Source organism: Neobacillus sp. C211, from assembly GCF_051842875.1.
In the GTDB taxonomy this organism is placed as follows: domain Bacteria; phylum Bacillota; class Bacilli; order Bacillales; family Cytobacillaceae; genus Neobacillus.
In genome coordinates, this window is sequence record NZ_JBPXRO010000003.1 from 186650 (window position 1) to 210562 (window position 23913).

Genomic DNA, 23913 nt, shown 5'->3' on the forward strand with positions numbered 1-23913 from the left:
GTTAAACAATCTTTCTATTAACATATGCTTGGACTAGGAATTGGTTGTCCGCGAATGGTGCGGAATTTCATTGGATAACCTCGTAACTAAACTTCTCTCCGCATTGCTTTTAATACATCAACTTTTGTTGCCCGCTGTGCTGGTCGAAATCCTGAGATAATCGTAACACCATAACAAATTACAATACAAATGATTGGTAAAATAAGCGGGATGTCGCTAAATATTAAGTCTAAGTCCGATTCTTGACCAAATGCCTGTTTGATAATTAATGGAATCGCAAAATTCACCGCATAGCTAATCCCATAGGAAACGACTGTACCAATGAGTGCACCGATCAACCCAATATAACTGCTTTCAAGCAGAAAGATTCGTTTAATTGTTTTTGGACTCGCCCCGATTGCTTTCATAATTCCAATGTCAGGAGCCCGCTCGGTCACCGCCATCGTCATCGTATTATAAATTCCGATAGAAGCGATTAAAATAGCGATCGTTCCAATAAATATGAGTCCTGCTTTTGCAATCATAAACACCATATTTACCTCTTTTAATTCATTTACCACTGAATACGAAGCATAATTCTTGTCTTTTAATTGATCAGAGATACTTTGGACGGCTTCCATGTTTTTAGCATAGATTTTAACTTCATCATACGAGTTTTTATTGACATTCAGGTCGACAGGTACTTCACCATTGGCATCGAGCTGGTACCCTTTTGGTGTTCCTGTAAACGTCTCAATTTCCGTTAGCATATCATCCGAAATAAACACACTTCGATCTTCGGCCCATTCTTTCGTTGGCTTTTTAGAGATGCCAACAACCTTCAATGGAATCGTTTTTTCTACTTGTTTGCCCTCTTTAAACTGCCTGATCGTTAACTTAATTTCCTTGCTTAGTAATTCGCCTTTATAGAGATACTCCTCTTTAACCTGACCCTTTTCATCGTACAAATCATCGCCAGCATCCTTTTCTGCGAGATTATTTAGGAAATTGTACCCTACGGCCACTTCATCTTTTCCCTTTGGCAGCCTGCCCTCAGATAATTCAAAACCGGATTTTATTTCTGCAGGAAAATTCGCCACAAAAGTTTGCGTTGCTTCTTGATAATTCCCAATCGAATAGGTGCTTTCCTGTTGCAACATTTTCCTTCTTGTGACAGCTTTGACATCTTTAACTTTTTCAAAAACTTGAATATCTTTATCATTTAAAGGACGAAAAACCCCTTGATCTTTTGTTTCTTTGCCGTGAACATCAATTTGGGTGATGACCCTGCGTTCAGTAATTTCCTTTACCACTGATTTCTGTAAACCAAACCCGACAGAGGCGAGAACAATTAGGAAAGCACATCCCATTGCTGTCGCTAGAATCGTCATAAATACTCTCGTTCTATTTTTCTTCATATTCTGGCGGACGAAGCCGAATTGATCTTTTAACTTCATAACAGCACCCCCTCGACAATGCGGCCATCTTTTAACTCAATCTTTCGGCTGCCGATATCGGCCACCTTGTCATCATGGGTGATTATCAAAAAGGTGATTCCTAAATCTGTATTTAATTCCTTAATGAATTTCAATAACTCTTCCTCTGTTTCGCTATCAAGGCTGCCGGTCGGTTCATCGGCAAGTATAATCGGGGGATTAACAATTAAGGCACGGGCGATACTTACCCGCTGCTGCTGCCCGCCTGATAATTCTCCTGGATAATGATCCTGGTAATCTAGCAGCCCAACTTTTTTAAGCATTTCTTCCGTTTGGATTTTTCGTTCCTTTTCGTTAATACCTTTTAATATAAGCGGCAGCTCCACGTTTTGAAAGGCAGTCATGCTCGGAATCAATTGAAAGCTTTGAAAAATAAATCCTAGATTATTAATCCGGAAATCTGCAAATTTCGTTTCATTCAGATCTGATACCTTTTCCCCGCTGATCCAAATCTCACCCTCTTTCGGATGAATGAAACCACTCACTAAATTAAGAAGCGTCGATTTCCCCGATCCGCTTCTACCAACAATCGTAACAATTTCACCTTTTTCGACCGTCAAAGTAATATCTCTAAGTACCGGAATAATCGTTTGACTTCCTTTTTTTCCAATCACAAAATCATGGCTTAATTTTTTTATCGTAATCATTATTTCCTCCTGTTTCCCATTCATTACACCTAATAGACGAAGGTTTTTTTAATGAACCCTACACAAATTTAAAATATTTTTTAACTACTTTGTAGACGTGACTAAGTTTTATTTGTTACAAGAGGGAATAATAATAGCCAAATGGCTTTTGCTAGTCTTTTTATTCGATAAAATTTATAATAAAAGAATTAAAAATTACTTTTTTAAAGTAAGGAGATCACATGGAGAAATTGCATCCATTTTGGGAAAAAATCGTTCGTTTCTGGAAAAAGAAACATTTAACACAAATATTCTTATTAATTATTCTAGTGGTTGTTTTAGCGACCATCCTCTATTTTGGCTGGCTCGCGATGAGAGCAAATGTCCAATCTTTGAAGCAGGGTCTCAGCCAGCCGACAGTTATTTATGATAAAAATGGAAAAGTGGCTAGCAATGTCGCTACCAATCGGACGAAAGGCGTAAAAATCGAAGACTTGCCAAAGTATGTACCCAATGCGGTCGTTGCCATTGAGGACGAACGCTTTTATCAGCATGGCGGTTTTGATATCAAAGGGATTGCCCGTGCCTTTTTCAGTAATTTGTTTGCGGGAAGAATTACAGGCGGTGGCAGTACTTTAACACAGCAGCTAACGAAGAACGCCCTTCTCTCACCAGAACGGACCTATAAGCGAAAAGCTGAGGAATTATTTTTAGCGGTAAAAATCGAAAAGGTTTATACCAAAAACGAGATTCTGCAAATGTATATCAATCAGGTTTACTTCGGGAGCGGTGCCTGGGGTATTAGCAATGCATCAAAAAAGTATTTTAATAAAAATATCGAGGATGTAACGGTCAGTGAGGCAGCGATGCTAGCCGGACTATTGCATTCACCGAATTATCTTGACCCTTATAAAAACTATAATTTAGCGATGAAAAGACGAAATACAGTGTTAGCAAAAATGAAAGAACTCGGGATGATAAATAATTCACAGTATACGAAGGCTAAGAAAGAAAAGATCCGCCTTCACGATGGCGGCGGGAGCTTTGTTGAACGAAAATACCCTTATTATGTGGATGCTGTTTTAAATGAAGCTATCAATAAATATGGCATAACACAGGAGGAAATTTTAACAAGGGGATATAGAATTTACACTGCTTTGGATCAAGATCTTCAGACTGGCCTTGAAAAGGTCTATAGTAAAAACTACTTGTTCCCAAGGAGCCAAGGGGGGAAATTAGTTCAAAGTGGTTCCGTCCTAATGGACCCAGTATCAGGGGGAGTCTTAGCCCTTGTTGGCGGCCGCGGCGAGCATGTATTCCGAGGCTTTAACCGAGCAACACAATTACGGGCACAGCCAGGGTCAACGATCAAACCATTGGCAGTATATACACCTGCTCTTGAAGAAGGATACAACTATTCATCCAAGCTTGTCGATGAACCAACCACCTTCGGAAATTACAAACCAGAGAATTTTTCAAAAACATATTCTGGAAAGGTTGAAATGTATAAGGCACTTGAGAAATCGCTGAATATCCCGGCTGTGTGGCTGTTAAATAAGATTGGCCTAGATAGAGGGATCGATTCATTAAAAAGGTTTGGCATCCCTGTTACAAAAGAAGATAAAAACCTGGCAATCGCACTGGGCGGGATGAGTCAAGGGGTCTCCCCCCTTCAAATGGCAAACGCTTTTTCAGCTTTTCCAAATGGCGGGAAGCGTGAAGATAGCCACTTAATTACTAAAATTGTTGGGCCGACTGGAAATGTTTTAGCAGAGAGGGAAGCGAAAACCACAAAAGTGACGTCAGTAGAGGTCACGGATGAAATGACTTCGATGCTTTTAAATGTAGTAGAAACCGGGACGGGTAGACGCGCCCGTATTCCTGGAGTGCAACTTGCAGGAAAAACAGGATCGACCCAGTTACCATTTAAGGATGTCAGTGGAACGAAGGATCAATGGATGGTTGGATATACTCCAAATCTTGTCGGGGCAATCTGGTTAGGATTTGACCAAACCGACCGAGAGCATTACCTGCCAAGTGCGAGTTCGGCCAATGTGGTGCCAATTTTTAAAGAGATGATGAAGGAGTCTATTCAGCATCTTCCGAAAGAAGAATTCGAAGTTTCTTCAATTAATGCACAGCTCGCCGGAGAAGCTCCCCCAAATCTAAGAATCAATGAACAGGCGAAGAAGATAAGCAAAGAATTAAATGAAAATGCTCAAAAACTAGGTGAAACCATAAAAGAACAAGCCCCTGGATGGAAAAAGGGCTTGGATAAGGCTTTATATAAGCTCGGCGAGGCCGTAAATTTATTAGTTGAAAAGGTTAAGAATAGAGGTGAATAGCACGCAATTGATGCGTGCTATTTTTTTATTTCCAATAGGTTGAAAAATCTTCCTGCTGTTTTTATAACTGTTTCTTCCTGTCCTGGATCATACACAGCCAGAAAGCAGGTAGCTGGTCCAGCCGATTTTAAAATATCCACGTTTGTGATGACCATTTCCTTTGACACTTCTTCATTAGGGAACATCTGATTGATCTCATATAAAATCCCTCTGGAACCAACCGGCCAGACCATGACATCTTGAATCTTGCTGATCATCTGAAAAACGGACAGAGGGGCAACTTGATCCTTTTGTTCGATCACTTCGTTTCCAACAAGAGGCCTGCCTACCACTGCAAATTTCAATTGGTTAGAGTAAGCTAGCTCTGTCGTTCGAGCAATGGACTTTTTCCCAAGAACGATTAAACCAACAGCAGATTGCATGAGTGAAAAATTACTTTCAGTACTACCAGTTATCCGTACATCCGATAAATTTAGTTCACGCAGCCCTTTTTGTATTCCCGAAACTAACTCATCCCAGGGTTCAATTCCGCAGAAGTTGTGGAGCACCACTGAAATGGGCTCCCCCCCTGCTGCTATACATTCCATAACGGCAACTCTAAACGAAAAATAAGCTACCGTTTCGTATGGGACATGAACTAGATCTTGTTCCTTCTTCCCGATGGATCCGCTATTGTCGCATGCAATAATGAGCGAGTCCATATTGTTAAAAGGAATGGTTATAATATCTCTCATAATTTTTCTTCACGCTTCGCTAAGTCAAAAGTGACCAATGAAGAAAGCCTTGGAATTGCAACCAGTGCGATTACTGTATTGATGACCGAGCCGATTAGCAGTGAAGGGACAATTCCTAAATAAAAACCGACATTCATTAAAAAAATAAATGGTAAGGGAGCAACAAATGCATTCCCAATAATGAAGAGCGCACTTGCTAAAACCTTATTGTTTTTATAAAGACGTCCAAACATCCAAACGAGCACTGCCATTTCGACAGCAATTAAAAAGTGCATTGGCCCCAATGGGAAACCACCTATTAGAGCGGATAGCAGATGACCAAATGCTGCCACAACCGCTCCAGCCCTCGCTCCAAACAGGACTGCTGCCAATAGCGCAGGAAAAACATCCAATGCGACACTGCCGACAATGGCTGGAATTTTAATCATTGCTCCGACAACTGACAATGCCGTTAACATGGCCAGCCCGCTCACCACTTTTCCCTTCATACTACTTTTCCTCCTTACGCTTCCCATCCCTGAATACTTTTGCACTGCGCAAATACTCAACGTCGCTGACATTTAATCGGAAGTTTATAACTCTAGCCAATGCAAAGAAATAATCTGATAAGCGGTTTAGATACATTAAGGCTAATTCAGGTGTTTTCGAATCAGCTTTGACTAGCTTAACAACTAATCTTTCCGCTCTTCTTGTCACCGTTCTAGCAATATGAATCGATGCCGCGGGCTTAGATCCTCCTGGTAAAATAAACCTTTCTAATTCTGGTGCCTCTTTAATGTATTCATCTATTTTCTTTTCAAGGTAATCAATCGATTCTTGCTGAAGCTTTATTACTCGCTTCTCAGTCACATTAGCAAGGTCGCCTCCACAATCAAATAATTCATGTTGAATTTTCTCCAGATCATCAAGCACGTCCTTGAATAATTTGGGGTCAAGCTCTTGTATGGCCTGACCGACAAAACAATTCACTTCATCGACCGTTCCATAGGCTTCCACACGGGTATCATCTTTGTCTACCCTGCCACCAATTATACTTGTTTTTCCTTTGTCACCTGTTCTTGTGTAAATTCTCATTGAAACTTCTCCCCTTTACTTAATCGTTTGATTTAATCCATACCAAATGACGTCAACCTTAGCTGATTTTACGGCGATATCTTGATAGGCCCATCCTGTTACATCCCGCCACAGTCTATTTTCTACTTCCAATGGCACAATTCCTTTTGTAATATCAGTCCCAATTACAATTAATTGGCGATGTAGAGCTTCCTGCTCCCAAGAAAGCCAATTCTCGAGACATTTATTCCAAATCTCTCGACACTTGTCGCCATCATATGTCACAGTTAAATCTTTCAACCATATTTCTACACCCTCAAGGATCATCACATCCTTGCCAAAATCAATTAAATTTAACGGGAGAGAATGGTTATCATAAGCTGAGACCCAATGTTTATTCTCGTAAACAGTGTAGGTATTCTTTACCCAAGCCCGTTTGCCGTTAAAGGCACCTCCAATAATAAAGTGCACCGCATCCTCCTCCTTAAAGATTCTTTTTCAAATATGAGTTCAAACCCCTGATCATGATTAACCTGCCACTCCCAAAATTCTTTTTGGTGTGGGGCAAATTTTGATAAAAGATATCTGATGACTCCCCCATGAGTAATTACTGCTGCGTTCTGCAAACTAGAATCGAGAATCTCTCCAATCAGCCTGGCCCAGCCAGCATCAACTCTCTTGGTGAACTTATCAAATGATTCACCGTCGGGCGGACAATGCGTAACAGGATCTGCCAGCCATTGACGATAGAGTCTATTTTCTTTCAAGTCTTCGTACGTATTCCCTTCCCATTGACCGAAATTTATTTCTCGTAATTCTTTTAATAGGGATAGATTAGAGTTTGGAAATAATATTTCCGCTGTATCAGTACATCTTTGCAAATCACTTGAAAAATAGCGCTGATAGCTTTTTGTTACCGATATAGGTTTTGATTCCGGACATAACGGCGAATCGTTCCACCCTAGATAGGCTTTTCGTCTATTTTCTTCAGTTATACCATGACGAAATAATGCAATAACCACACGGTCATCCACAGGATTAACTCAGTCCCTTCAACAGCCGCACCTAATACATCCCCCGTAATTCCACCGAACCATTTCACAGCTTTCCGACGAAAAAGGAATAAACAGCAGGCTGCAGCGAAAATCAATAAACCTATTAAGAAGAATTCTTTTATGAATAAACTAACTAGAATTAGAACACCAACTAAATAAATGGGATACAGCCATAATGCCTGCGGTTTCGCCGCACTTTGGAATAACGTGCCCAGCCCTTCATTCTTGGCTGATTTTACCGTTAACAACAGAACACCCATGACAGTTTTACTTAAAAAAGGGATGACAGCAATCATGATAAATAGTATATTTCCGACCTTTGCTGTACTCTCATACATAAATAGAAACCGACAGCTTAATAAAACAAGAATGGAGAGAACGCCAAATGCACCCGTTCTTGGATCCTTCATAATTTCTAGCCTTTTCCCTTGATCTTGATAGGAAAAATAAGCATCACTTGCATCCATCCAGCCATCCAGATGAATTCCTCCGGTCAGGAGAATCGTTGCCAGCCAAAGCATGAATGCACAGGCAAGATGGGAAAAAGGAGTATATTCAAGACACAGATAAAATACCGCTGAATAAATGATCCCTTGTATTAATCCAACGAGTGGGAAGGCTTGGACTGCCTTTTTAAGATGGTCTTTATCCATTGGTAACTCGAGTGTGATAGGGATTGCTGTAAAGAATTGAATATTAATCAAGAAACCTTTCAAGAACGTCATGTTTTTGAACCCCATTGATTGATAATCTTTTTAATCAGATCCCATTTTAGATGACTTTTCATTTCGTCTGCGATAGAATCAAATCGTTTGTCTTTATAGTCGCTAATTGAACGGATTTCTTCTGCAGGGAGTCCTTTCCTTGTCCGAATCATGTTTAACCAGTGATTTCTCCATTCATCATTATGAAATAGATGGTGAAGGTACGTTCCAATGATTTGACCGTCATTTGCGAAATAGCCTTCTTCTTCCCCGTTTGCTAATGTTAAAAACGGACAGACCTCTTTAGAAAATATCGTCTTTCCTAAATGGATTTCATATCCTACGATTGGGTGGTGAATGGGTAATTCTATCCTCTTGTGATACTGGGCAGTGACTCGATTTGTTTCTTTTTCTTTATAAAAAGTGGTAGCAGCAGGAATCACTCCTAACCCTTCCACCTTGTAGTTCCGTATCCCAGTGTCGGAACCAACTTCATCGATCAAATATCCGCCAAGGATTTGATACCCGCCACAAATCCCAACAACATAACCGCCATTTTCTACGTGGTTTTGGACTAAGATATCTAACTGTTTATCTTTTAAATTTTTTAAGTCGCTAATCGTACTTTTTGTACCCGGAAGAATAACGGCATCTGGCTGTCCAAACTCACTAGCATGATTCACCAAACGGAGCGAAACATCTTTTTCAAATAAAAATGGTTCCAGATCACTGTAATTTGAAATAAACGGCAGGTTGATGACGGCAATATCAATTGTCCCTTCATTCCGATTAGAAAATTGGCTGCGAATCGATAATGAGTCCTCACCATCAATCATATGATTTTCCACAAACGGCAATACACCTAATACAGGTACACCCGTTTTCTCTTCCAGCCACTGAACTCCGTCCTCAAATAGGGTAATATCACCGCGGAATTTATTGATAATCACACCGACAACTCGTTGCCTTTCGTAAGGCTCCAATAGTTCAAGTGTGCCAACAATACTAGCAAATACTCCGCCGCGGTCAATATCGGCTACCAGCACAACTGGTACATCCGCCAATTCGGCTACCTTCATATTGACCAACTCGCGGTCCTTTAAATTGATTTCAACCGGGCTCCCTGCTCCCTCAATCACCACTACATCATATTCATCGGCAAGCTGATGTAGAGAATTCTTAATTACCTCTACCCCTTTTTCATAAAAATGATCCCGATATCCTTGTCCCGAAAGGGTTTCGATCGCTTTTCCTAGATAAACAATTTCTGCATGCTGATCTGACCGTGGCTTTAATAGAATAGGGTTCATCCAAACGGTTGGCTCCACTCTAGCTGCTTCCGCCTGAATCCCTTGTGCTCTGCCAATTTCTTTACCGTCTTGTGTCACGTACGAGTTATTGGACATGTTTTGAGATTTAAATGGGGCGACCTTTACTCCCTCATTGGCAAGTATTCGGCACATCGCCGTTACGATTAGACTTTTTCCCACATCTGAAGCCGTACCCTGAATCATGATTCCTTTCATTGCGTTACTCCCTTCATTACGATAGGAATCCCTGCCTCCACTAAAAACACTAACTTCGCTTCCTTGACTAAATATTGATGGATTTCGCCCAGCAAGCGGCCATAAGTAAAAACCATTTCATTGCCAAGTAACGGCTCGTTTAAGACTTCATTACTGACAACAATTATTGTCCGAGCACGATTTTTTATCGAAGTAATCCCTGTAATCACATTTTCTTTAACCGTTTCTAAAAAATGTTCATCCCACGCTTGCTCAGAAGAAAACAATTCATTATTTAATAGAGTTGTGACACAATCCAACAAAATAACATCCTCGCCATTAAAGTCATCAGCTATTTTCCCGATTTGAACTGACTGTTCATACGTTTTCCACCGGTAAGTCGCTGAAACTCGATCGCGTTGGTGCTTTTCAATTCGTTCCTTCATTTCTGAGTCAGAAGGAACGCCGGTTGCCAGATAGTTAAGCTGGCAGCCTGTCTTACGAGCGATCTCTACTGCTTTCCTCTCAGCAAAGCTGCTCTTCCCACTTCTTACTCCGCCTGTTATGAAGATTAATGATGATGACGCCATTTCGCCAACACTTCCATTAGTTGATTATTTTCTTGATTACTTTTTATGGCAAACCGAAGCCATCTTCCCTCTAAACCAGGAAAGTTAAAGGTATGCCTTGGTATGATGCCTTGATTTAGAAGGAACTCAAACAACGCAAACTGATCTTTCAAATGCGGATCCTTCAATAAATAGAAATTCACGTTGGAAGACGAAACCACAAATTCTTCCTGTGTAAAAAAGGCAAACAGCCTTTTCCGCTCATGACTAATATATGCCTGTGTCTCTTTAATAAAAAATTTATTTTGCAGACAAAGTTCCCCTGCTAATAACGCAATGGTATTGGTACTCCAATGTGATTGTAACTGGCTAAGACCCGAAACAATCGCTGGCTGAGCGATTAAATATCCCAAGCGTATTCCTGGAATTGCAAACATCTTTGTCAGCGAGCGAATAATAATTAAATTTGAAAACTTGTTTATGTATGGAACCAATGATTCATATTCTATTAAAAAATCAAAAAATGCTTCATCCAAAACGACCAAGCAATCTCGCTTTTCACATTCCTCTATGATCGAAATAACCGTAGAGGCCGGATAGTAAATACCTGTTGGATTGTTTGGATTACACAGAAACACCGCATCTGCATCCATCAGACTCGAGTGAAAATCGACTGGATTCAATTCAAAGTTTGGCTCCACAAGTTGATGGTAGACAATTTCACATTTGTTTGCCCGACATGCTTGTTCATATTCCGAAAATGTTGGTTCCACGATGACTACTTTTTTGCCGGCAAGCATACGGGCAAGCAGCGTAATAAGCTCTGCTCCTCCATTTCCAATTAGGATTGTATCAATCGGGGTCTGCTCCGATTTTGCAATCCTTCCCTTCAGCTGTGTTGCATAAGGATCTGGATAAACATTAATTTCTTGAAAAAAATCCAGCCATTTTTCTTTCAAAGCAGATGGCGGGCCAATTGGGTTGATATTTGCGCTAAAATCAATAAACTGCAACGGGAGTGCAAGGCCCATTGCCTCATATAAATATTGAGGATTCGAGCCATGTGACGGCCAATTCAAGGACCATTCCCCCTATCCATAAAAATAATAAAAATAAAAAGACCGTTTTGCTAAGAATTTGATTGGCCTTGATGATATGTTCCGCTTGGATGGACTGAATGGGTTCACTCATTTTTGCCCGGTTCGATATCAATCCTTTATAATAATTGATTCCGCCAAGCTGTATCCCTAAAATAGCTGCGACAGCCGCTTCACCCCAGCCGCTGTTTGGGCTCGGATGCTTTTTCGCATCACGGAATAAAATTGTCCAAGCTTTTCTATAAGGCATCCTTACGGGACGTTTTCCTATTAGCATGATGATCCCTGTTACTCGACTCGGAATCCAGTTCATCACATCATCCCATTTTGCAGACGCCCAGCCAAACTCTTTATATCTATCGTTCAAGTGGCCTACCATCGAATCACATGTATTGGCTGCGCGATAAACCATCGCCAGCGGGGCTCCACCTATTAGTGCCCAAAATAAGGGGGCCGTCACCCCATCACTAGTATTTTCGGCCACTGTCTCAATCGTACCGCGAGCGATTTCACTCTCATCCAAGGAATCTGTATCACGGCCAACAATATAGGATAGTTTTTTCCTTGCTTCAGGAAGGTCCCCTTCAATTAATGGACGATAGACTTCTAGAGAAGCCGCCTTTAAGCTTTTTTGAGCAATGGTTGTAGAAATAATTATACCTTCTACTAAAATTCCAACAACAGGATGAATCCAATATCCTATTAAAACTAATATCAAAACGACGAAAAAAACTAAGACTAAGATAAAAAGGAGCATGGCCAGCCCTTTCCACCGCTTAGAATTGCCATTATTCCAACGTTTTTCAAGAAATGTTATCATCTTTCCAATCCATCTTACAGGGTGGGGCCAATCGGGTGGATCCCCAATAAACAGGTCAATAATATAGGCAACTGTGATTGAGATTAAATGATGGACGATCATTTGCATTTCCTCTTGCTGGATTTTTGAATCGCTTCGATCGTGCACTGATAAACTGCCTTGCTAATAAGCTTGCCTAACGGGGTAATCGTACCCGCAAATTCTAATACTTCACCCGTTTGAGTAGCAGCAATTAAGATACTATCTGTCGATGTACCGGTGGCGATCGTTCCGGTGACTTCATCGATTACCTTTAGATCATTCAATGCCTTAACCTTCGCTTCAGTTGCGGTCATGATACTTTGTATAAAAGCTTCCTCTGTCAGCTCGCCGCTCACAAAAATCCAGGTATTGATTGTTCCTGGTGTCATTTCAAATGTATGCTGTTCACTTTTCGAAGCATCAATCGCATTTCCTACTCCAGCTGTCACAACAGCAAATATCGAGAAGCTATTATGTTCAAACCGCTTGTATACTACATCTTCGAGGACAACTGCGGTCATCATGCCAACAGTTTCCGATGGTTCAAACCCGTTTGATTTTAAAAATGAACTCATTTCTATACGATGATCACTACAGTTGTAATCCTTGTTAACATGGCGGTTCACAAATGTTAGGTGCCATCCGGTTCCCGAACCAATCACCCCAGATGACATCGTCCTTAATGGCATAGGGGATGTTAACTCGATTAATTCTTCTGAGATATGCAGCATCGACTCATCTAGGTCAAAATCGACAACTTTGTTTTTCACTTTTGGCAGTAAAACCATTTGCGGTGCAGCGACTTTAGGATGGGGATGTTTTTGAATGTCTGTATGATACACATCTCTTATTCGTTCTTCCCGGAGCACCTCATTAGGAATATGATCGATATTAATTCTTCCATTTTCGAGAAGGAGCAATCGATCACAATAAAGCCCCGCAAGGTTTAAATCGTGAAAAATAGAGATGACTGTTAATCCACTTTCTGACGTCCATTGTTTTAAGAAATCTAATAATTCCTTTTGGTACGACAAATCCAAATGGTTGGTGGGTTCATCTAACAAAAGTATTTCAGGCTCTTGAGCCAAAGCTTGGGCAAGAAATACTCGTTGCTTTTCACCGCCTGATAATTCTTGAATATTTTTATTTTGGAATCTGGAAACACCAATTTGCTTCATTACTCGCTGGACAACCTCTTCATCGGCATTACTCCAGGTTTGAAATAACCCCTTTTGATGTGCATAACGGCCAAGCGAGACAGTTTCTTTTACGGTGTATGAGAATGATTGTGTTGAATGTTGTGAAAGAACGGCAATCATTTGGGCCAGTTGTTTTGTTTTGTATTCCTGCAGCCGTTTCCGATTGATAAAAATCTCACCTTTTTGGATGGGCAAAATTCCACTAAGCATTTTCAAAAGGGTTGTCTTTCCACTTCCATTCGGCCCCAATATCCCGAATAATTCTCCCTTTTCCACATCAAAAGAAATGTCTTTCAGAACCGCTTCACTCGAGTATCCTCCGGAAATCTGTTGAACACTAAGCATCCCTAACCACTTCTTTCCGTCCTTTTTCTTTGGAGCAGGATTATTGCAAATACCGGTGCACCAATTAAAGCTGTGATTACACCAATGGGTAATTCTGTAGGAGATATGATTGTTCTTGAAATTAGGTCAGCTAAAATTAAAAAACCGCTTCCTGTTATGATCGATAACGGAAGGAGATGCCGGTGATCGGGACCCCATAATAATCTTGATAAATGAGGAATCACTAGCCCGACAAAACCAATGGTGCCTGACACCGCAACTGCCGCTCCTGTTAAAATAGAGCCAGCTGTTAAAATAATTAGCTTTCTTTTTTGAACATTGACCCCTAAATGCTGTGCCCGCTCTTCCCCAAACGACATGGCGTTTAGTTCCTTTGCATTAAAAATCAGCAGGCCTGAGCCAATGATAAAAAATGGCAAAATGATTTTTATGTACTCCCAGCCTCTCATCGATACACTTCCTAATAGCCAGCCAATAATTTGCCTCAACTCATCTCCAGTCAGCGCAATCATCAGCGAAATAATTGCCCCTAAGAAGGAGCTAAAAATTATCCCTGTTAAAATAATCGTTTCCACTCTCATGGAACGCTCTATTTTACTGGCGAAAGTAAGGACTAAAAAGATGGTTAAAAAGGAAAATAAAATACTTAGCAATGGTAATGTGAAGGAACCTATAAAAGGAATCGATAGATGGAAAAACAGTGTCAACACCGCTCCAACTGACGCCCCGGAGGATACACCCAATGTATAAGGATCTGCTAACGGATTTCTTAGCAGACCTTGGAAGGCTGCCCCTGCAATAGCAAGAGAAGCCCCGACAAGACCAGATAAAATCACTCTAGGTAAGCGAATGTTAAGGACAATACTTGAATACATAGGGTCAATTGTCTCCAATGAAATAACCCCAAAAACTTTCGCACTGAAAATCTTAATAATGGTTAAGATTGGCACCGAAACTGTTCCAATTGAAATCCCTAATAAAAAAGCTAGAACAAGGAACATTCCAGCTATTATATAGGCTAAATACTTATTATTTAAAAATCTCAGGATAGACAGCCTTTGCAAGATCTTCTACTCCTTCAACGATCCGAGGGCCTGAGCGAGTCACGCGATCAGAATCCACATCGACTACATGCTTATTTTTTACAGCGTTGACCGTTTCCCAGCCCTTTCTAGTTAAAACTTGTTCCGCCGGATTTTTGACATAGTATCCATAGGTAGTCAGGATTACATCTGGATTGCGTTTAATCATCGCCTCTTGATCAATTTTAATCCAGCCTTCTTGATCATTTGCGATGTTTTCCGCATTAATTATACTTAGCATTTGATCCATAAAGGTATTCTTGCCAGGTGTATAAATTTCTGGAGCGGGCGAAACTTCAACTAATACCTTTTTCTTTTCTTTTATTTCCCCAGCCTTTGCTTTAATTTCGGCCAATTTATCCTTCATCCCTTTAATCATCTCATCGGCTTTCGCTGTTTCACCGGTAGCTTTCCCAATCATATCAATGGAATCATAAACTTGGTCAAAATTTTGCGCATCATTAACAACCAAAACGGTAATTCCAGCATCTTTAAGCTGCTGAAGCCCTGCTTCAGAATTATGAGCTGAAGATGCATGTGCTAACACTAAATCCGGTTTTAAGGAAATGATTTTTTCTAAGTTTATTTCCTGTCCGCCGATTTTTTCTTTTTTCGTCGCTGCTTCCGGGTAATTATCGAAATCAGACACGCCCACCACTTCTTTGTCAAGTCCTAATGCAAATGCAATTTCTGTATTACTTGGAATTAGTGAAACGATCTTTTCAGGTTTCTTTTCGATAATAACTTTAGTTTTGGTAGCATCTGTAAGTGTAACTGGATAGGTTATTTCCGCTGTTTTCTTCTCAACGCTGGATTTATTCTCTTCCTTAACTTGGTCTTTCTTTTCAACACAACCTGTTAAAACTCCTACTGTTAATAATACTACTAACAGCAATGAATACAACTTCTTCATTTTTCTCCCTACTTTCAGTTAATAAATATTATGTAACAAAAAATAAATCTTCTTGTGCAAAAACAAAATGGCTTGGATAAAAACAAAAAACATCTCCACTATGTAATGGAGATGTTGGTATGATTAGATTCAGGTTACTAGCAATAAGTAAAGGGAGTCTAGCCTTCAACACCGTCCCATCCTCGTAGGTTTTATTGGCGCACAAGAATTAGGCAGGTTTCCTGGCTCATGATCATCGCTTCCTATGCCTTCCCATCTTAGTCGACAGTGGCACCATATAGGTTGCTCTCATTTACAGTGGCGGGACCGCGTTGGCTTTTACCAAACTTCTCTTTTAAGCCGAAAATCTTACAATAAGATTTTAGCACCTAATAATAAAAAATATTTTTTGTTAAATTCATTATAGAAAAGATGAAATGAATTGTACATGTATTTTTGCAATAATTTTAAAGTTCAATCGTTCTGCACAAATTAGCCATTTCAATTGCAGCCGAAGCGGCATCCCATCCCTTATTACCAGCCTTTGTCCCAGCACGCTCAATCGCTTGTTCAATAGAATCTGTGGTTAGTACTCCAAAAATAACAGGAATGCCACTACTTAAATTGATTGCGGAAACACCTTTTGCCACTTCATTACAAACAAAGTCAAAATGTGGAGTAGAGCCGCGAATGACCGTACCAAGCGTGATAACTGCATCATATTTTTTGCTATTAGCCATTTTTTGGGCGATTAATGAAATTTCAAATGCACCAGGTACCCAGGCAATATCTACGTCTGTCTCACTGACGCCATGTCTTTTAAGTGCATCCTGTGCACCGCCTAATAGTTTACTTGTAATGAATTCATTAAAACGTCCAACCACGATTCCAACTTTTAATCCTGAGCCAACTAAATTTCCTTCAAAAATATTACCCATGAGTATGCCTCCTAAATTTGTTTTAAACTTCCCGCTTAACTAAATTTTCCTTGTTGCTTCGGTATTCTACTAAATCTTTAATCGTAATCATTTTAATGTTTAGCTTATCAGCAATTTTGCGCAGCTGTGGGACACGTGCCATCGTGCCATCGTCATTCATGATTTCACAAATGACACCAGCAGGCTTGGCACCGCATAAAATTGCAAGGTCTACAGCTGCTTCTGTATGCCCCGTTCTGCTCAAGACTCCGTCTTTTTTAGCAATCAACGGAAACATATGCCCTGGTCTTAAAAAATCGGATGCTTTTGATTCCGGGTCAACCATACTCAACACCGTTGCTGATCGTTCAAATGCAGAAATTCCAGTTGTAGAAAATTTATGGTCAATGCTTACGGTAAAAGCTGTTCGATTTGGATCCGTATTCTTGGAAACCATTGGATGTAAGTCGAGCTTTTGAGCTAATGCCTCGTCAATAGGAACACAGATTAGACCTCTTCCGTGAGTGGCCATAAGATTTATGACCTCCGGCGTTGCTTTTTCAGCAAGAGAAATAAAGTCCCCTTCATTTTCCCTGTTTTCATCATCGCAGACAATAACAACCTTTCCTTCTTTTAAATCAGCAAGAGCTTCGTTAATCGTATTAAACACGCAACATCTCTCCTTTCAAAATGACAAACCCTTTAAGATTGGACTTTTCCAAACTATAATTTAATTAAAACCATTGTCTGCTAAAAATTGTGCCGTTATCCCTGTCTTATGATTTTGCGCAGTATCACCTGAAAGGTTTTTCATAAAATGACCAACGTATTTACCAATCATATCGCATTCTAGATTAACGATATCCCCTGACCCCTTTATTCCCAAAATCGTTTCCGACAATGTATGGGGGATGATCGATAGTGTAAAACTATTTTCAGTTACCGCAAAAACAGTCAAACTTGTCCCATCTACCGTTATAGACCCTCTTAAGATTACATATTTTAATATGTCTTGCTCTGCTTCAATCTCATAGTAGACAGCATTTTCGAAGGACTGTTTACTTTTAATTATGCCTGTTCCATCGATATGTCCTGAGACAAAATGGCCGCCAAACCTTCCACCTGCTGCCATCGCCCGCTCAAGATTTACTCTGGAACCTCGCTTTACCATATTTAAACTTGAAGCTTTGACCGTTTCGGGCATAACATCTACCGTAAACAGCTTACCCGTAAAGGATGTCACCGTTAGACATACCCCGTTGACAGCAATACTGTCGCCAAGGTGAACATCATTAAGTATTTTATTTGCCTCAATGGCTAAAACAAACGACTCGCCAGTCCGCTGGATGTTCGCGACTACCCCAATTTCTTCAATAATTCCAGTAAACATAATTTCCTTCTCCTTACTATGGTTCCACTTAAATTCTTACCCTAAAATGAAAAAGACCCTGAAGACAATAAGTCCTCAGGGTCCTGTAAAAGACAATAGAAAATAAAGGGTTAAAAATAGGTACACTACACCCTACAATTAATCCTGTCTTTTCCTTCTCCCATCCAGACTTTAACTGTCGGCTCTGGAGTTTCACCAGATCCACCGTTTAACAATAATATGTTAACCGGGTCACGGACTAAGAAGCAACGCTTCATCACCGCCGGTTAGGAATTTCACCTGACCCCGAAGGAAATATACAATTCTTATTTTAATGATAGTATACTCTATTGGATCAGTAAAGGGAAACGCACTAAAAAGTATTTTCATACTAAAATCATTTGATCATTATTTCACATAAAATCCATAAGCTAAGGTGATTTCTTCTCCCCTTAGCTTGCTTCCATTGAAAGAATTAGTTTACTCTTTATAAGTCTTTACTGGTAAATAAATATCAAAGTGAAGCTCCCCAGAAGTATACAGATGTTTATGCTCTTCTTTATATACTTCAATACTTAATGCGTTGTGATCCTGTTCATAGCCATATTCTTTCATCCAAGCATATATTTGTTGATATGTATTTTCGACTTCCTCTTGCTTTCCTTTATGGGTAGCAAAAACATAATTTTTACTCGGAATCGTAAATCCAACCATACCATCAGGAATTTCGTCAATTTTTTCGACGGGAGTTGTAACATAATAGGTGAACTCTGTTTCCCTGCTATGAAAAGGTGCAATCAAGACAGGTTCTTTCGTTTGATAGGATACTTCTTCTAGTCGATTAACCATTTCTTGAAAAAGACGTGGAAGTGTATTGATTTGTGAGTAAGTTCCATTCCATGAAATCCCAACAACTTTCATTTCTTCTTTTTCTATTACCTGGATACTCATGCTAATCCCCCTTTTAAATCATCATATTAATATAATTCTAATCATTGCCCTTAAATTCCTGCAAAAATAGTTCGACTAATCATTTAAAAAACTGACGAGATCTCAGCTCCTGTTACCATGAAAAAAGACCGTCCATCTTAATGAACGGCCTTTTACTAGTTTAATAGTCACTTTACCTCTTGAGGAATAGCTAGATTTAACCCTTTGGCTACTTTCTCACCATATTCTGGGTCTGCTTTGTAGAAATGTTGAATTTGACGTAGCTTTATGTCATTCCTCTCAACTGGTTTCATTGCGCCTACCACTGTTTCAATTAAGCGGGCCCGCTCTTCTGCTGACATTAAGCGATATAAATCACCGGCTTGTGTGTAGTGGTCATTTTGATCATAGGCTACTTGTTCAGCAAGTCCATTAACCTGGAAGGCAGTTTGTTTATGTTCAGGTTCTTCCTTTGGTCCTCCAAAACTGTTTGGCTCATAGTAAACCGAACCACCACCATTATGATCGGAACGCATCGCCCCATCACGTTGATAGTTATTTACTTCTACCTTTGGACGATTAATTGGGAGCAAATTATGATTTGGTCCGACACGATAGCGGTGGGCATCCGAATAAGCAAATAGTCGGCCTTGAAGCATTTTATCCGGCGAAGCCTCAACACCAGGGACCATTGTTCCAGGAGAGAATGTGGCCTGCTCGACTTCTGCAAAATAGTTTTCCGGATTACGGTTGAGCACCATACGTCCAACCTCGATTAATGGGTAGTCCTTATGTGACCATATCTTTGTGACATCAAACGGATCGAAGCGATACGATTGAGCATCTTCAAAAGGCATGATTTGAACATGGAGTCTCCATGCTGGGAAGTCACCCTTGTCAATTGCATGAAATAAGTCTTCCGTATGGTAATCAGGATTATCTCCAGCTAACTTACCAGCAAGCTCTGGTGCCATATTCTTCACACCTTGTTCGGATTTAAAGTGATATTTGATCCAAACTGCTTCTCCATCCGCATTAACCCATTTAAAGGTATGGCTGCCATAGCCATTCATGTGTCTAAGTGTTGCTGGAAGTCCTCGGTCACCCATTAAATAGGTAACTTGGTGTAAGGATTCAGGTGACAGTGACCAGAAGTCCCAAACTGCAGTTGGATTTTTCAAATGGGTTTTAGGATCTCTTTTTTGAGTATGAATGAAATCAGGAAATTTAATCGCATCGCGAATGAAGAAGACTGGCGTGTTGTTCCCTACTAAATCATAGTTTCCTTCTTCCGTATAAAACTTAACAGCAAACCCACGCGGATCACGAACTGTATCAGCTGAACCAAGTTCACCTGCTACAGTTGAGAAGCGAATAAACATAGGTGTGCGTTTTCCAACGCTATTAAACAATTTTGCTTTTGTATATTTTGACATATCATTGGTCACTTCGAAATAGCCATGTGCTCCGGCACCTTTGGCGTGGACAACACGCTCAGGAACTCTCTCACGGTTAAAGTGTGCCAATTTCTCTAGTAAATGTACATCTTGAATCAATGTTGGTCCACGTGATCCAGCCGTCATAGAATTTTGATTATCACCGACTGGTGCTCCATTTCCTGTTGTTAAGTGTTTGTTACCATTACCCATTTGATCACCTCGTAAACTATTTTTTAAAGCTTAAACAAATTATAATATAAATCTTATTAAAATCAATACTAAATTATAATTAATATAAATTAATATTGATTATCATCAGAATAACATGTACCCACTATTACATAGCTATTAAAAATAAAGGACGTTATTCCAAAAATGAGAAATATCGTCCAAAAAATTTTTATTTGGACGAAAATAGCTTATAATGTGGTTAACACTTTATTAGGAGGATTTTTTATGAGTGATTCAAACCAAACCAATCCACAGGAAGAACCGAAGAAGAAAATAAGTCTGCAAGAAGCGATGAAACAACAGCTGGAAAATAAGAAAAACAAGTCAGCCGCTGGGAATTCAAGCTCGAATAGCTCACAGGCAACTAAAAAGCTGCAAAGCCAGCAGACTAAAAAAGTAAGTAATTCACGGAGAAAAATGGGTGTCTAGTGGTCAAAATAGAGTAGACATAGTCCCAGGGGCTTTAGTCAAAATAGTCCTAAAAGCAGATCAAAGAAGCGGGAAACTCACTGAGGGGACTGTTAAGGATATATTGACAAAGTCAAGTTTTCACCCTCATGGCATTAAAGTGCGGTTGACGGATGGTCAAGTTGGCAGAGTCAAGGAAATCAATCGTTAAACCAATCCTCTACATTTATGTAGAGGCAGACTGTCGACAAATCCGAAAAACTTGGGTTTGCCGGCAGTCTTTTTTATGTCTTTGTTAATTTGTTTGTTGATTTACGCTCCAGGCGCTCCAATCAACATGTGCCAAAATCAACAATGAGCTTTAACATAGTCTTTCAATAAAAAACAGACCCAAATGCTTGGGCCTGTTTTATCGGCGGGTCATTATGCTTTACGGACGTTTACTGCTTGTGGTCCACGTTGACCACTTTCAATTTCAAACGTAACCTCTTGACCTTCATCTAATGTTTTGTATCCTTCGCCTTGAATAGCCGAGAAGTGAACAAATACATCTTCTCCACCTTCACGCTCAATGAATCCAAAACCTTTTTCACCGTTAAACCATTTTACTTTACCTTGTTCCATTTTTGTAGCCTCCTAGCATGTAACAATTACATGTAAATTGCAAATTCAATTGACTTGCCTAATTATTTTTACCCATTTCCTGTTTGCATATACCATACTAATTCTTAAATAAATTTTTTCGTCCAAATTTTATTTTGAAAGCACCCATTTATGGATAGCTTGCGCCACACCATCTTCTTCGTTGGTTGCTGTTATCCAGTCCGCGGACTCCTTTACCTTATCCTGTGCATTTCCCATCGCTACACCCAAACCAGCTGCTTTGATCATCGCTAAATCATTGAGGCTGTCGCCGACGGCCATAACATTCTTCATATCCAAACCCAGCCGGCTGCAAACAATCCCAAGTCCTTTCGCTTTATTAATTCCAGATGGATTTACTTCAATGTTCTTCAGTGTTGAATTGCTTAATTCAAATTCACCTTTAGCCTGTAATTCATTAAAGATTAGTGCTCTTGTTGCGTCATCATCGATGTTAAAGCCAAATTTCATCCATTCCAGTGTATGCAGGTCAGCCGGCATTTCATTATGCCAATTACGCTCGGTACTAATCGCCCAAAATTTTGTGTTATGCTGTTGAGATAACCCCCACATCCACTCAACCAGATCCGATTTGACCAAATTCCTTTCCACTAACTCCCGTTTCTCATCCCAAATTTCACTTCCATTTACCGTTACCAAATATGAATTCAGCTCCAATGAATCAGCATGCTCTCGACTAGTAATCACAGAACGTCCAGTACTTAGAACGACAAAAATCCCTTTGTCCTTTGCAGCTCTGATTGCCTGCCGATTTGCTTCCGATATCTGGCCTTTATTATTTAAAAGTGTGCCATCCATATCCAGTGCTACTAATTTGATTTCAACATCATTTTTAAAATTATCCATATGTATTAACGTGCTCCCTTCTAACTTTTTCCATTATAAGATTAACACCATTACTAAAAACTAATCAAACAATTAAGTATAACTAATATATTTACGTTAAACAAAGAAGAACCCTGCGAATTTACATCCATTCATAATACATGAGTATCATAAAGTAACAGATAGGCACTCTTTTGCATATAGTACCCATAAGCCAAAGGATAGAAAGGTGTTTAAAGATGCCATCGGTTGTAATCAATTTATATTATTTAAAAATCAATAGTATTTCGGGTAATGGTTCCATCACTATAGGGGAAGCAGCTCATAATAGTCCCACTTCCAATACTAAATCACAAGGAATTAATGCTTCATATGGAGACACTTCACCGACTGAGGCAATGATGGAAAACCTATTAAATGATCCTGACGTCAATGATCAAACTTCAATTGGAACTACTGATGTTGCCAATGTAAATAAGCCCATTCAACCTGTACTACCAATCTAACATTATAGGGGTTATATGATATGCCATTTCAAATAAATATTTTAAATTTTAAGATTAATGGAGCTACGCAAAACGGAAATGTTGATATAGGTCCAACTGTGCATAACAGCCATACTGCTAATAGTAAATTTGTCGGTGCAAATTTTTCTTTGGGTGATTTTTCACCGGCATCTTCCCTTATGAACTCAGGCAATGTAGATCCAGATGTTAGTGATCAAGATCAAATAGCTAACCCTTCTATGCCTATCGCCAATCAACTTTAAAGGAGTAGTAAGATGGATATAGAAAAAATGAGAAAATGGCTAGAGATTACAAATGAGTATAGAGAGAGCAATTTTTGGTCTAGCGTACTTAAGCAAAAACATCCTGATGAATTTTTTAGAGAAGCGGTATGTAATCCAAAATTTGATATATATCTAAATGAAAATTATTACTTTATTATTTTTGAAATACCTGGAGTAAATCGAGAAGATCTTTCAATTAACTTAATCACAAATACACATTTAAAAATTAATGGCAAAATAAAGCCGGTTCTACCATTTGAAATGGGAATGAAAAGAGAGCGAATCTATGGTGATTTTGAACGCGTCATTGAACTTCCAGAACCAACTTATGCTCATTTAATGCAAACACAAATTTATAATGGACTACTTCATATATCCTATCCTCGAAAAAGTGTGTTGGAATAATTTTTAATAGAAAGAAAAGAATATATTCAAAAAAAAAACGCAGTGAACTCACAAGCGTTTTTTCTTGTTTTATTAATGGTGATGATGTATGCCCATTGTTGGGTTGGTAATTAGCCATTCTTCTTTTGGTAATTGGAAATATTGAATCCAGATATTATTTAAGGTCGGATCATTTTTATCAAGAATAAAGTCAATTTCTTTATCACTTGTAACCACTACATCGTTTTCTGTTGGTGTATCAAGCTTTAAATCATAATGGGCGTGGTCCCCGTGGATACTTGTCACATATACTCGAAACAATTTCCCTAGTGCCTCTTCTTGTTCCATCATTTTCTTCAATGCTTTTGCTGCATTCCGATTAACTTTTACCTTCATTTTGTACTCTCCTCTAACTATGTATTCCTTCGTATTATC

General features: G+C 39.5%; 28 protein-coding genes, 1 pseudogene and 2 riboswitches. Of the genes and pseudogenes, 6 read left to right on the plus strand and 23 right to left on the minus strand.

Going from position 1 to position 23913, the window contains the following annotated elements:
- Positions 1-86: 86 nt before the first annotated feature.
- Together ACSU6B_RS04515 and ACSU6B_RS04520 are read right to left on the minus strand one after the other, a co-directional pair.
- Positions 87-1436: an ABC transporter permease gene (locus ACSU6B_RS04515; protein WP_410883103.1), complete on the minus strand. Its 1350-nt coding sequence runs from the start codon at positions 1434-1436 to the stop codon at positions 87-89.
- Complete coding sequence (locus ACSU6B_RS04520) at positions 1433-2122, minus strand: ABC transporter ATP-binding protein (protein WP_410883105.1); 690 nt, start codon at positions 2120-2122, stop codon at positions 1433-1435. Before ACSU6B_RS04520 ends, ACSU6B_RS04515 begins: the two co-directional genes overlap by 4 nt.
- Positions 2123-2343: 221 nt before the next feature.
- Here ACSU6B_RS04520 and ACSU6B_RS04525 point away from each other — a divergent pair, with 221 nt between their 5' ends.
- Complete coding sequence (locus ACSU6B_RS04525; RefSeq protein WP_410883107.1) at positions 2344-4446, plus strand: transglycosylase domain-containing protein; 2103 nt, start codon at positions 2344-2346, stop codon at positions 4444-4446.
- A gap of 17 nt (positions 4447-4463) precedes the next feature.
- On the opposite strand, the gene ACSU6B_RS04530 is transcribed toward ACSU6B_RS04525, so the two are convergent.
- The 18 genes and pseudogenes from ACSU6B_RS04530 to katA form a co-directional block, all read right to left on the minus strand.
- The gene (locus ACSU6B_RS04530; RefSeq protein WP_410883109.1) at positions 4464-5180 is read right to left on the minus strand and encodes an ATP-binding protein; all 717 of its coding nucleotides are present in this window, start codon (positions 5178-5180) and stop codon (positions 4464-4466) included.
- Positions 5177-5668 (minus strand): ECF transporter S component, encoded by a 492-nt coding sequence (locus ACSU6B_RS04535; RefSeq protein WP_410883111.1) that lies wholly within the window; start codon positions 5666-5668, stop codon positions 5177-5179. Before ACSU6B_RS04535 ends, ACSU6B_RS04530 begins: the two co-directional genes overlap by 4 nt.
- A gap of 1 nt (position 5669) precedes the next feature.
- Positions 5670-6254, minus strand: coding sequence for a cob(I)yrinic acid a,c-diamide adenosyltransferase (locus ACSU6B_RS04540; RefSeq protein ID WP_410883113.1), 585 nt, complete (start codon positions 6252-6254; stop codon positions 5670-5672).
- A 15-nt stretch (positions 6255-6269) separates the two neighbouring features.
- Positions 6270-6704, minus strand: coding sequence for a bifunctional adenosylcobinamide kinase/adenosylcobinamide-phosphate guanylyltransferase (locus tag ACSU6B_RS04545; RefSeq protein ID WP_215001813.1), 435 nt, complete (start codon positions 6702-6704; stop codon positions 6270-6272).
- Positions 6656-7255: a histidine phosphatase family protein gene (locus tag ACSU6B_RS04550; RefSeq protein WP_410883115.1), complete on the minus strand. Its 600-nt coding sequence runs from the start codon at positions 7253-7255 to the stop codon at positions 6656-6658. Before ACSU6B_RS04550 ends, ACSU6B_RS04545 begins: the two co-directional genes overlap by 49 nt.
- A complete protein-coding gene (gene cobS / locus ACSU6B_RS04555) occupies positions 7225-8013 on the minus strand; it encodes an adenosylcobinamide-GDP ribazoletransferase (protein ID WP_410883117.1) in 789 nt (262 codons plus the stop codon). The genes ACSU6B_RS04550 and cobS overlap by 31 nt, the downstream gene beginning before the upstream one ends.
- Positions 8010-9518 (minus strand): cobyric acid synthase, encoded by a 1509-nt coding sequence (locus ACSU6B_RS04560; RefSeq protein ID WP_410883119.1) that lies wholly within the window; start codon positions 9516-9518, stop codon positions 8010-8012. The genes cobS and ACSU6B_RS04560 overlap by 4 nt, the downstream gene beginning before the upstream one ends.
- Positions 9515-10087, minus strand: a complete 573-nt coding sequence (locus ACSU6B_RS04565; RefSeq protein WP_410883121.1) for a bifunctional adenosylcobinamide kinase/adenosylcobinamide-phosphate guanylyltransferase — start codon at positions 10085-10087, stop codon at positions 9515-9517. The genes ACSU6B_RS04560 and ACSU6B_RS04565 overlap by 4 nt, the downstream gene beginning before the upstream one ends.
- A complete protein-coding gene (gene cobD, locus ACSU6B_RS04570) occupies positions 10069-11145 on the minus strand; it encodes a threonine-phosphate decarboxylase CobD (protein ID WP_410883123.1) in 1077 nt (358 codons plus the stop codon). Before cobD ends, ACSU6B_RS04565 begins: the two co-directional genes overlap by 19 nt.
- On the minus strand, positions 11102-12085 hold the full coding sequence (gene cbiB / locus ACSU6B_RS04575; protein ID WP_410883125.1) for an adenosylcobinamide-phosphate synthase CbiB: 984 nt from the start codon (positions 12083-12085) through the stop codon (positions 11102-11104). Before cbiB ends, cobD begins: the two co-directional genes overlap by 44 nt.
- Positions 12082-13548, minus strand: coding sequence for a heme ABC transporter ATP-binding protein (locus ACSU6B_RS04580; RefSeq protein WP_410883127.1), 1467 nt, complete (start codon positions 13546-13548; stop codon positions 12082-12084). Before ACSU6B_RS04580 ends, cbiB begins: the two co-directional genes overlap by 4 nt.
- A gap of 2 nt (positions 13549-13550) precedes the next feature.
- Positions 13551-14612 carry a FecCD family ABC transporter permease gene (locus tag ACSU6B_RS04585; RefSeq protein ID WP_410883129.1) on the minus strand — a complete coding sequence of 354 codons (1062 nt, stop codon included), beginning with the start codon at positions 14610-14612 and terminating at the stop codon, positions 13551-13553.
- The gene (locus ACSU6B_RS04590; RefSeq protein ID WP_410883131.1) at positions 14578-15543 is read right to left on the minus strand and encodes an ABC transporter substrate-binding protein; all 966 of its coding nucleotides are present in this window, start codon (positions 15541-15543) and stop codon (positions 14578-14580) included. Before ACSU6B_RS04590 ends, ACSU6B_RS04585 begins: the two co-directional genes overlap by 35 nt.
- A gap of 194 nt (positions 15544-15737) precedes the next feature.
- Positions 15738-15930: riboswitch (cobalamin riboswitch) on the minus strand.
- Positions 15931-15989: 59 nt separating this feature from the next.
- Positions 15990-16460 carry a 6,7-dimethyl-8-ribityllumazine synthase gene (gene ribH, locus ACSU6B_RS04595; RefSeq protein ID WP_214716906.1) on the minus strand — a complete coding sequence of 157 codons (471 nt, stop codon included), beginning with the start codon at positions 16458-16460 and terminating at the stop codon, positions 15990-15992.
- A gap of 25 nt (positions 16461-16485) precedes the next feature.
- Positions 16486-17109: pseudogene (gene ribB, locus ACSU6B_RS04600) on the minus strand (3,4-dihydroxy-2-butanone-4-phosphate synthase); the annotation flags it as partial.
- Positions 17110-17169: 60 nt separating this feature from the next.
- Positions 17170-17829 (minus strand): riboflavin synthase, encoded by a 660-nt coding sequence (ribE, locus tag ACSU6B_RS04605; RefSeq protein WP_410883133.1) that lies wholly within the window; start codon positions 17827-17829, stop codon positions 17170-17172.
- Between the two features lie 148 nt (positions 17830-17977).
- A riboswitch (FMN riboswitch) is annotated at positions 17978-18126 on the minus strand.
- 162 nt (positions 18127-18288) lie between these two features.
- Positions 18289-18759, minus strand: coding sequence for a GyrI-like domain-containing protein (locus ACSU6B_RS04610; RefSeq protein ID WP_410883135.1), 471 nt, complete (start codon positions 18757-18759; stop codon positions 18289-18291).
- Positions 18760-18926: 167 nt separating this feature from the next.
- Positions 18927-20387 carry a catalase KatA gene (gene katA / locus ACSU6B_RS04615; protein ID WP_410883137.1) on the minus strand — a complete coding sequence of 487 codons (1461 nt, stop codon included), beginning with the start codon at positions 20385-20387 and terminating at the stop codon, positions 18927-18929.
- Positions 20388-20633: 246 nt separating this feature from the next.
- Here katA and ACSU6B_RS04620 point away from each other — a divergent pair, with 246 nt between their 5' ends.
- Positions 20634-20837, plus strand: a complete 204-nt coding sequence (locus ACSU6B_RS04620) for a hypothetical protein (protein WP_215001785.1) — start codon at positions 20634-20636, stop codon at positions 20835-20837.
- Positions 20830-21027: a YwbE family protein gene (locus tag ACSU6B_RS04625; RefSeq protein ID WP_215001783.1), complete on the plus strand. Its 198-nt coding sequence runs from the start codon at positions 20830-20832 to the stop codon at positions 21025-21027. The genes ACSU6B_RS04620 and ACSU6B_RS04625 overlap by 8 nt, the downstream gene beginning before the upstream one ends.
- 212 nt (positions 21028-21239) lie before the next feature.
- Here ACSU6B_RS04625 and ACSU6B_RS04630 read toward each other — a convergent pair whose 3' ends face one another.
- Both ACSU6B_RS04630 and ACSU6B_RS04635 read right to left on the minus strand, forming a co-directional pair.
- Positions 21240-21440, minus strand: coding sequence for a cold-shock protein (locus tag ACSU6B_RS04630; RefSeq protein WP_215001781.1), 201 nt, complete (start codon positions 21438-21440; stop codon positions 21240-21242).
- Between the two features lie 129 nt (positions 21441-21569).
- Positions 21570-22325: a Cof-type HAD-IIB family hydrolase gene (locus ACSU6B_RS04635; protein WP_410883140.1), complete on the minus strand. Its 756-nt coding sequence runs from the start codon at positions 22323-22325 to the stop codon at positions 21570-21572.
- A 218-nt stretch (positions 22326-22543) separates the two neighbouring features.
- On the opposite strand from ACSU6B_RS04635, the gene ACSU6B_RS04640 reads away from it, so the two are divergent.
- From ACSU6B_RS04640 to ACSU6B_RS04650, 3 genes are read left to right on the plus strand one after another with little or no spacing between them, the layout of a single operon-like run.
- A complete protein-coding gene (locus ACSU6B_RS04640) occupies positions 22544-22810 on the plus strand; it encodes a spore germination protein (RefSeq protein ID WP_215001777.1) in 267 nt (88 codons plus the stop codon).
- Between the two features lie 20 nt (positions 22811-22830).
- Positions 22831-23073 carry a spore germination protein gene (locus ACSU6B_RS04645; RefSeq protein WP_215001775.1) on the plus strand — a complete coding sequence of 81 codons (243 nt, stop codon included), beginning with the start codon at positions 22831-22833 and terminating at the stop codon, positions 23071-23073.
- Between the two features lie 12 nt (positions 23074-23085).
- On the plus strand, positions 23086-23499 hold the full coding sequence (locus ACSU6B_RS04650) for an Hsp20/alpha crystallin family protein (protein WP_215001773.1): 414 nt from the start codon (positions 23086-23088) through the stop codon (positions 23497-23499).
- Positions 23500-23571: 72 nt separating this feature from the next.
- On the opposite strand, the gene ACSU6B_RS04655 is transcribed toward ACSU6B_RS04650, so the two are convergent.
- A complete protein-coding gene (locus ACSU6B_RS04655) occupies positions 23572-23874 on the minus strand; it encodes an iron-sulfur cluster assembly accessory protein (RefSeq protein WP_215001771.1) in 303 nt (100 codons plus the stop codon).
- Between the last annotated feature and the right edge of the window lie 39 nt (positions 23875-23913).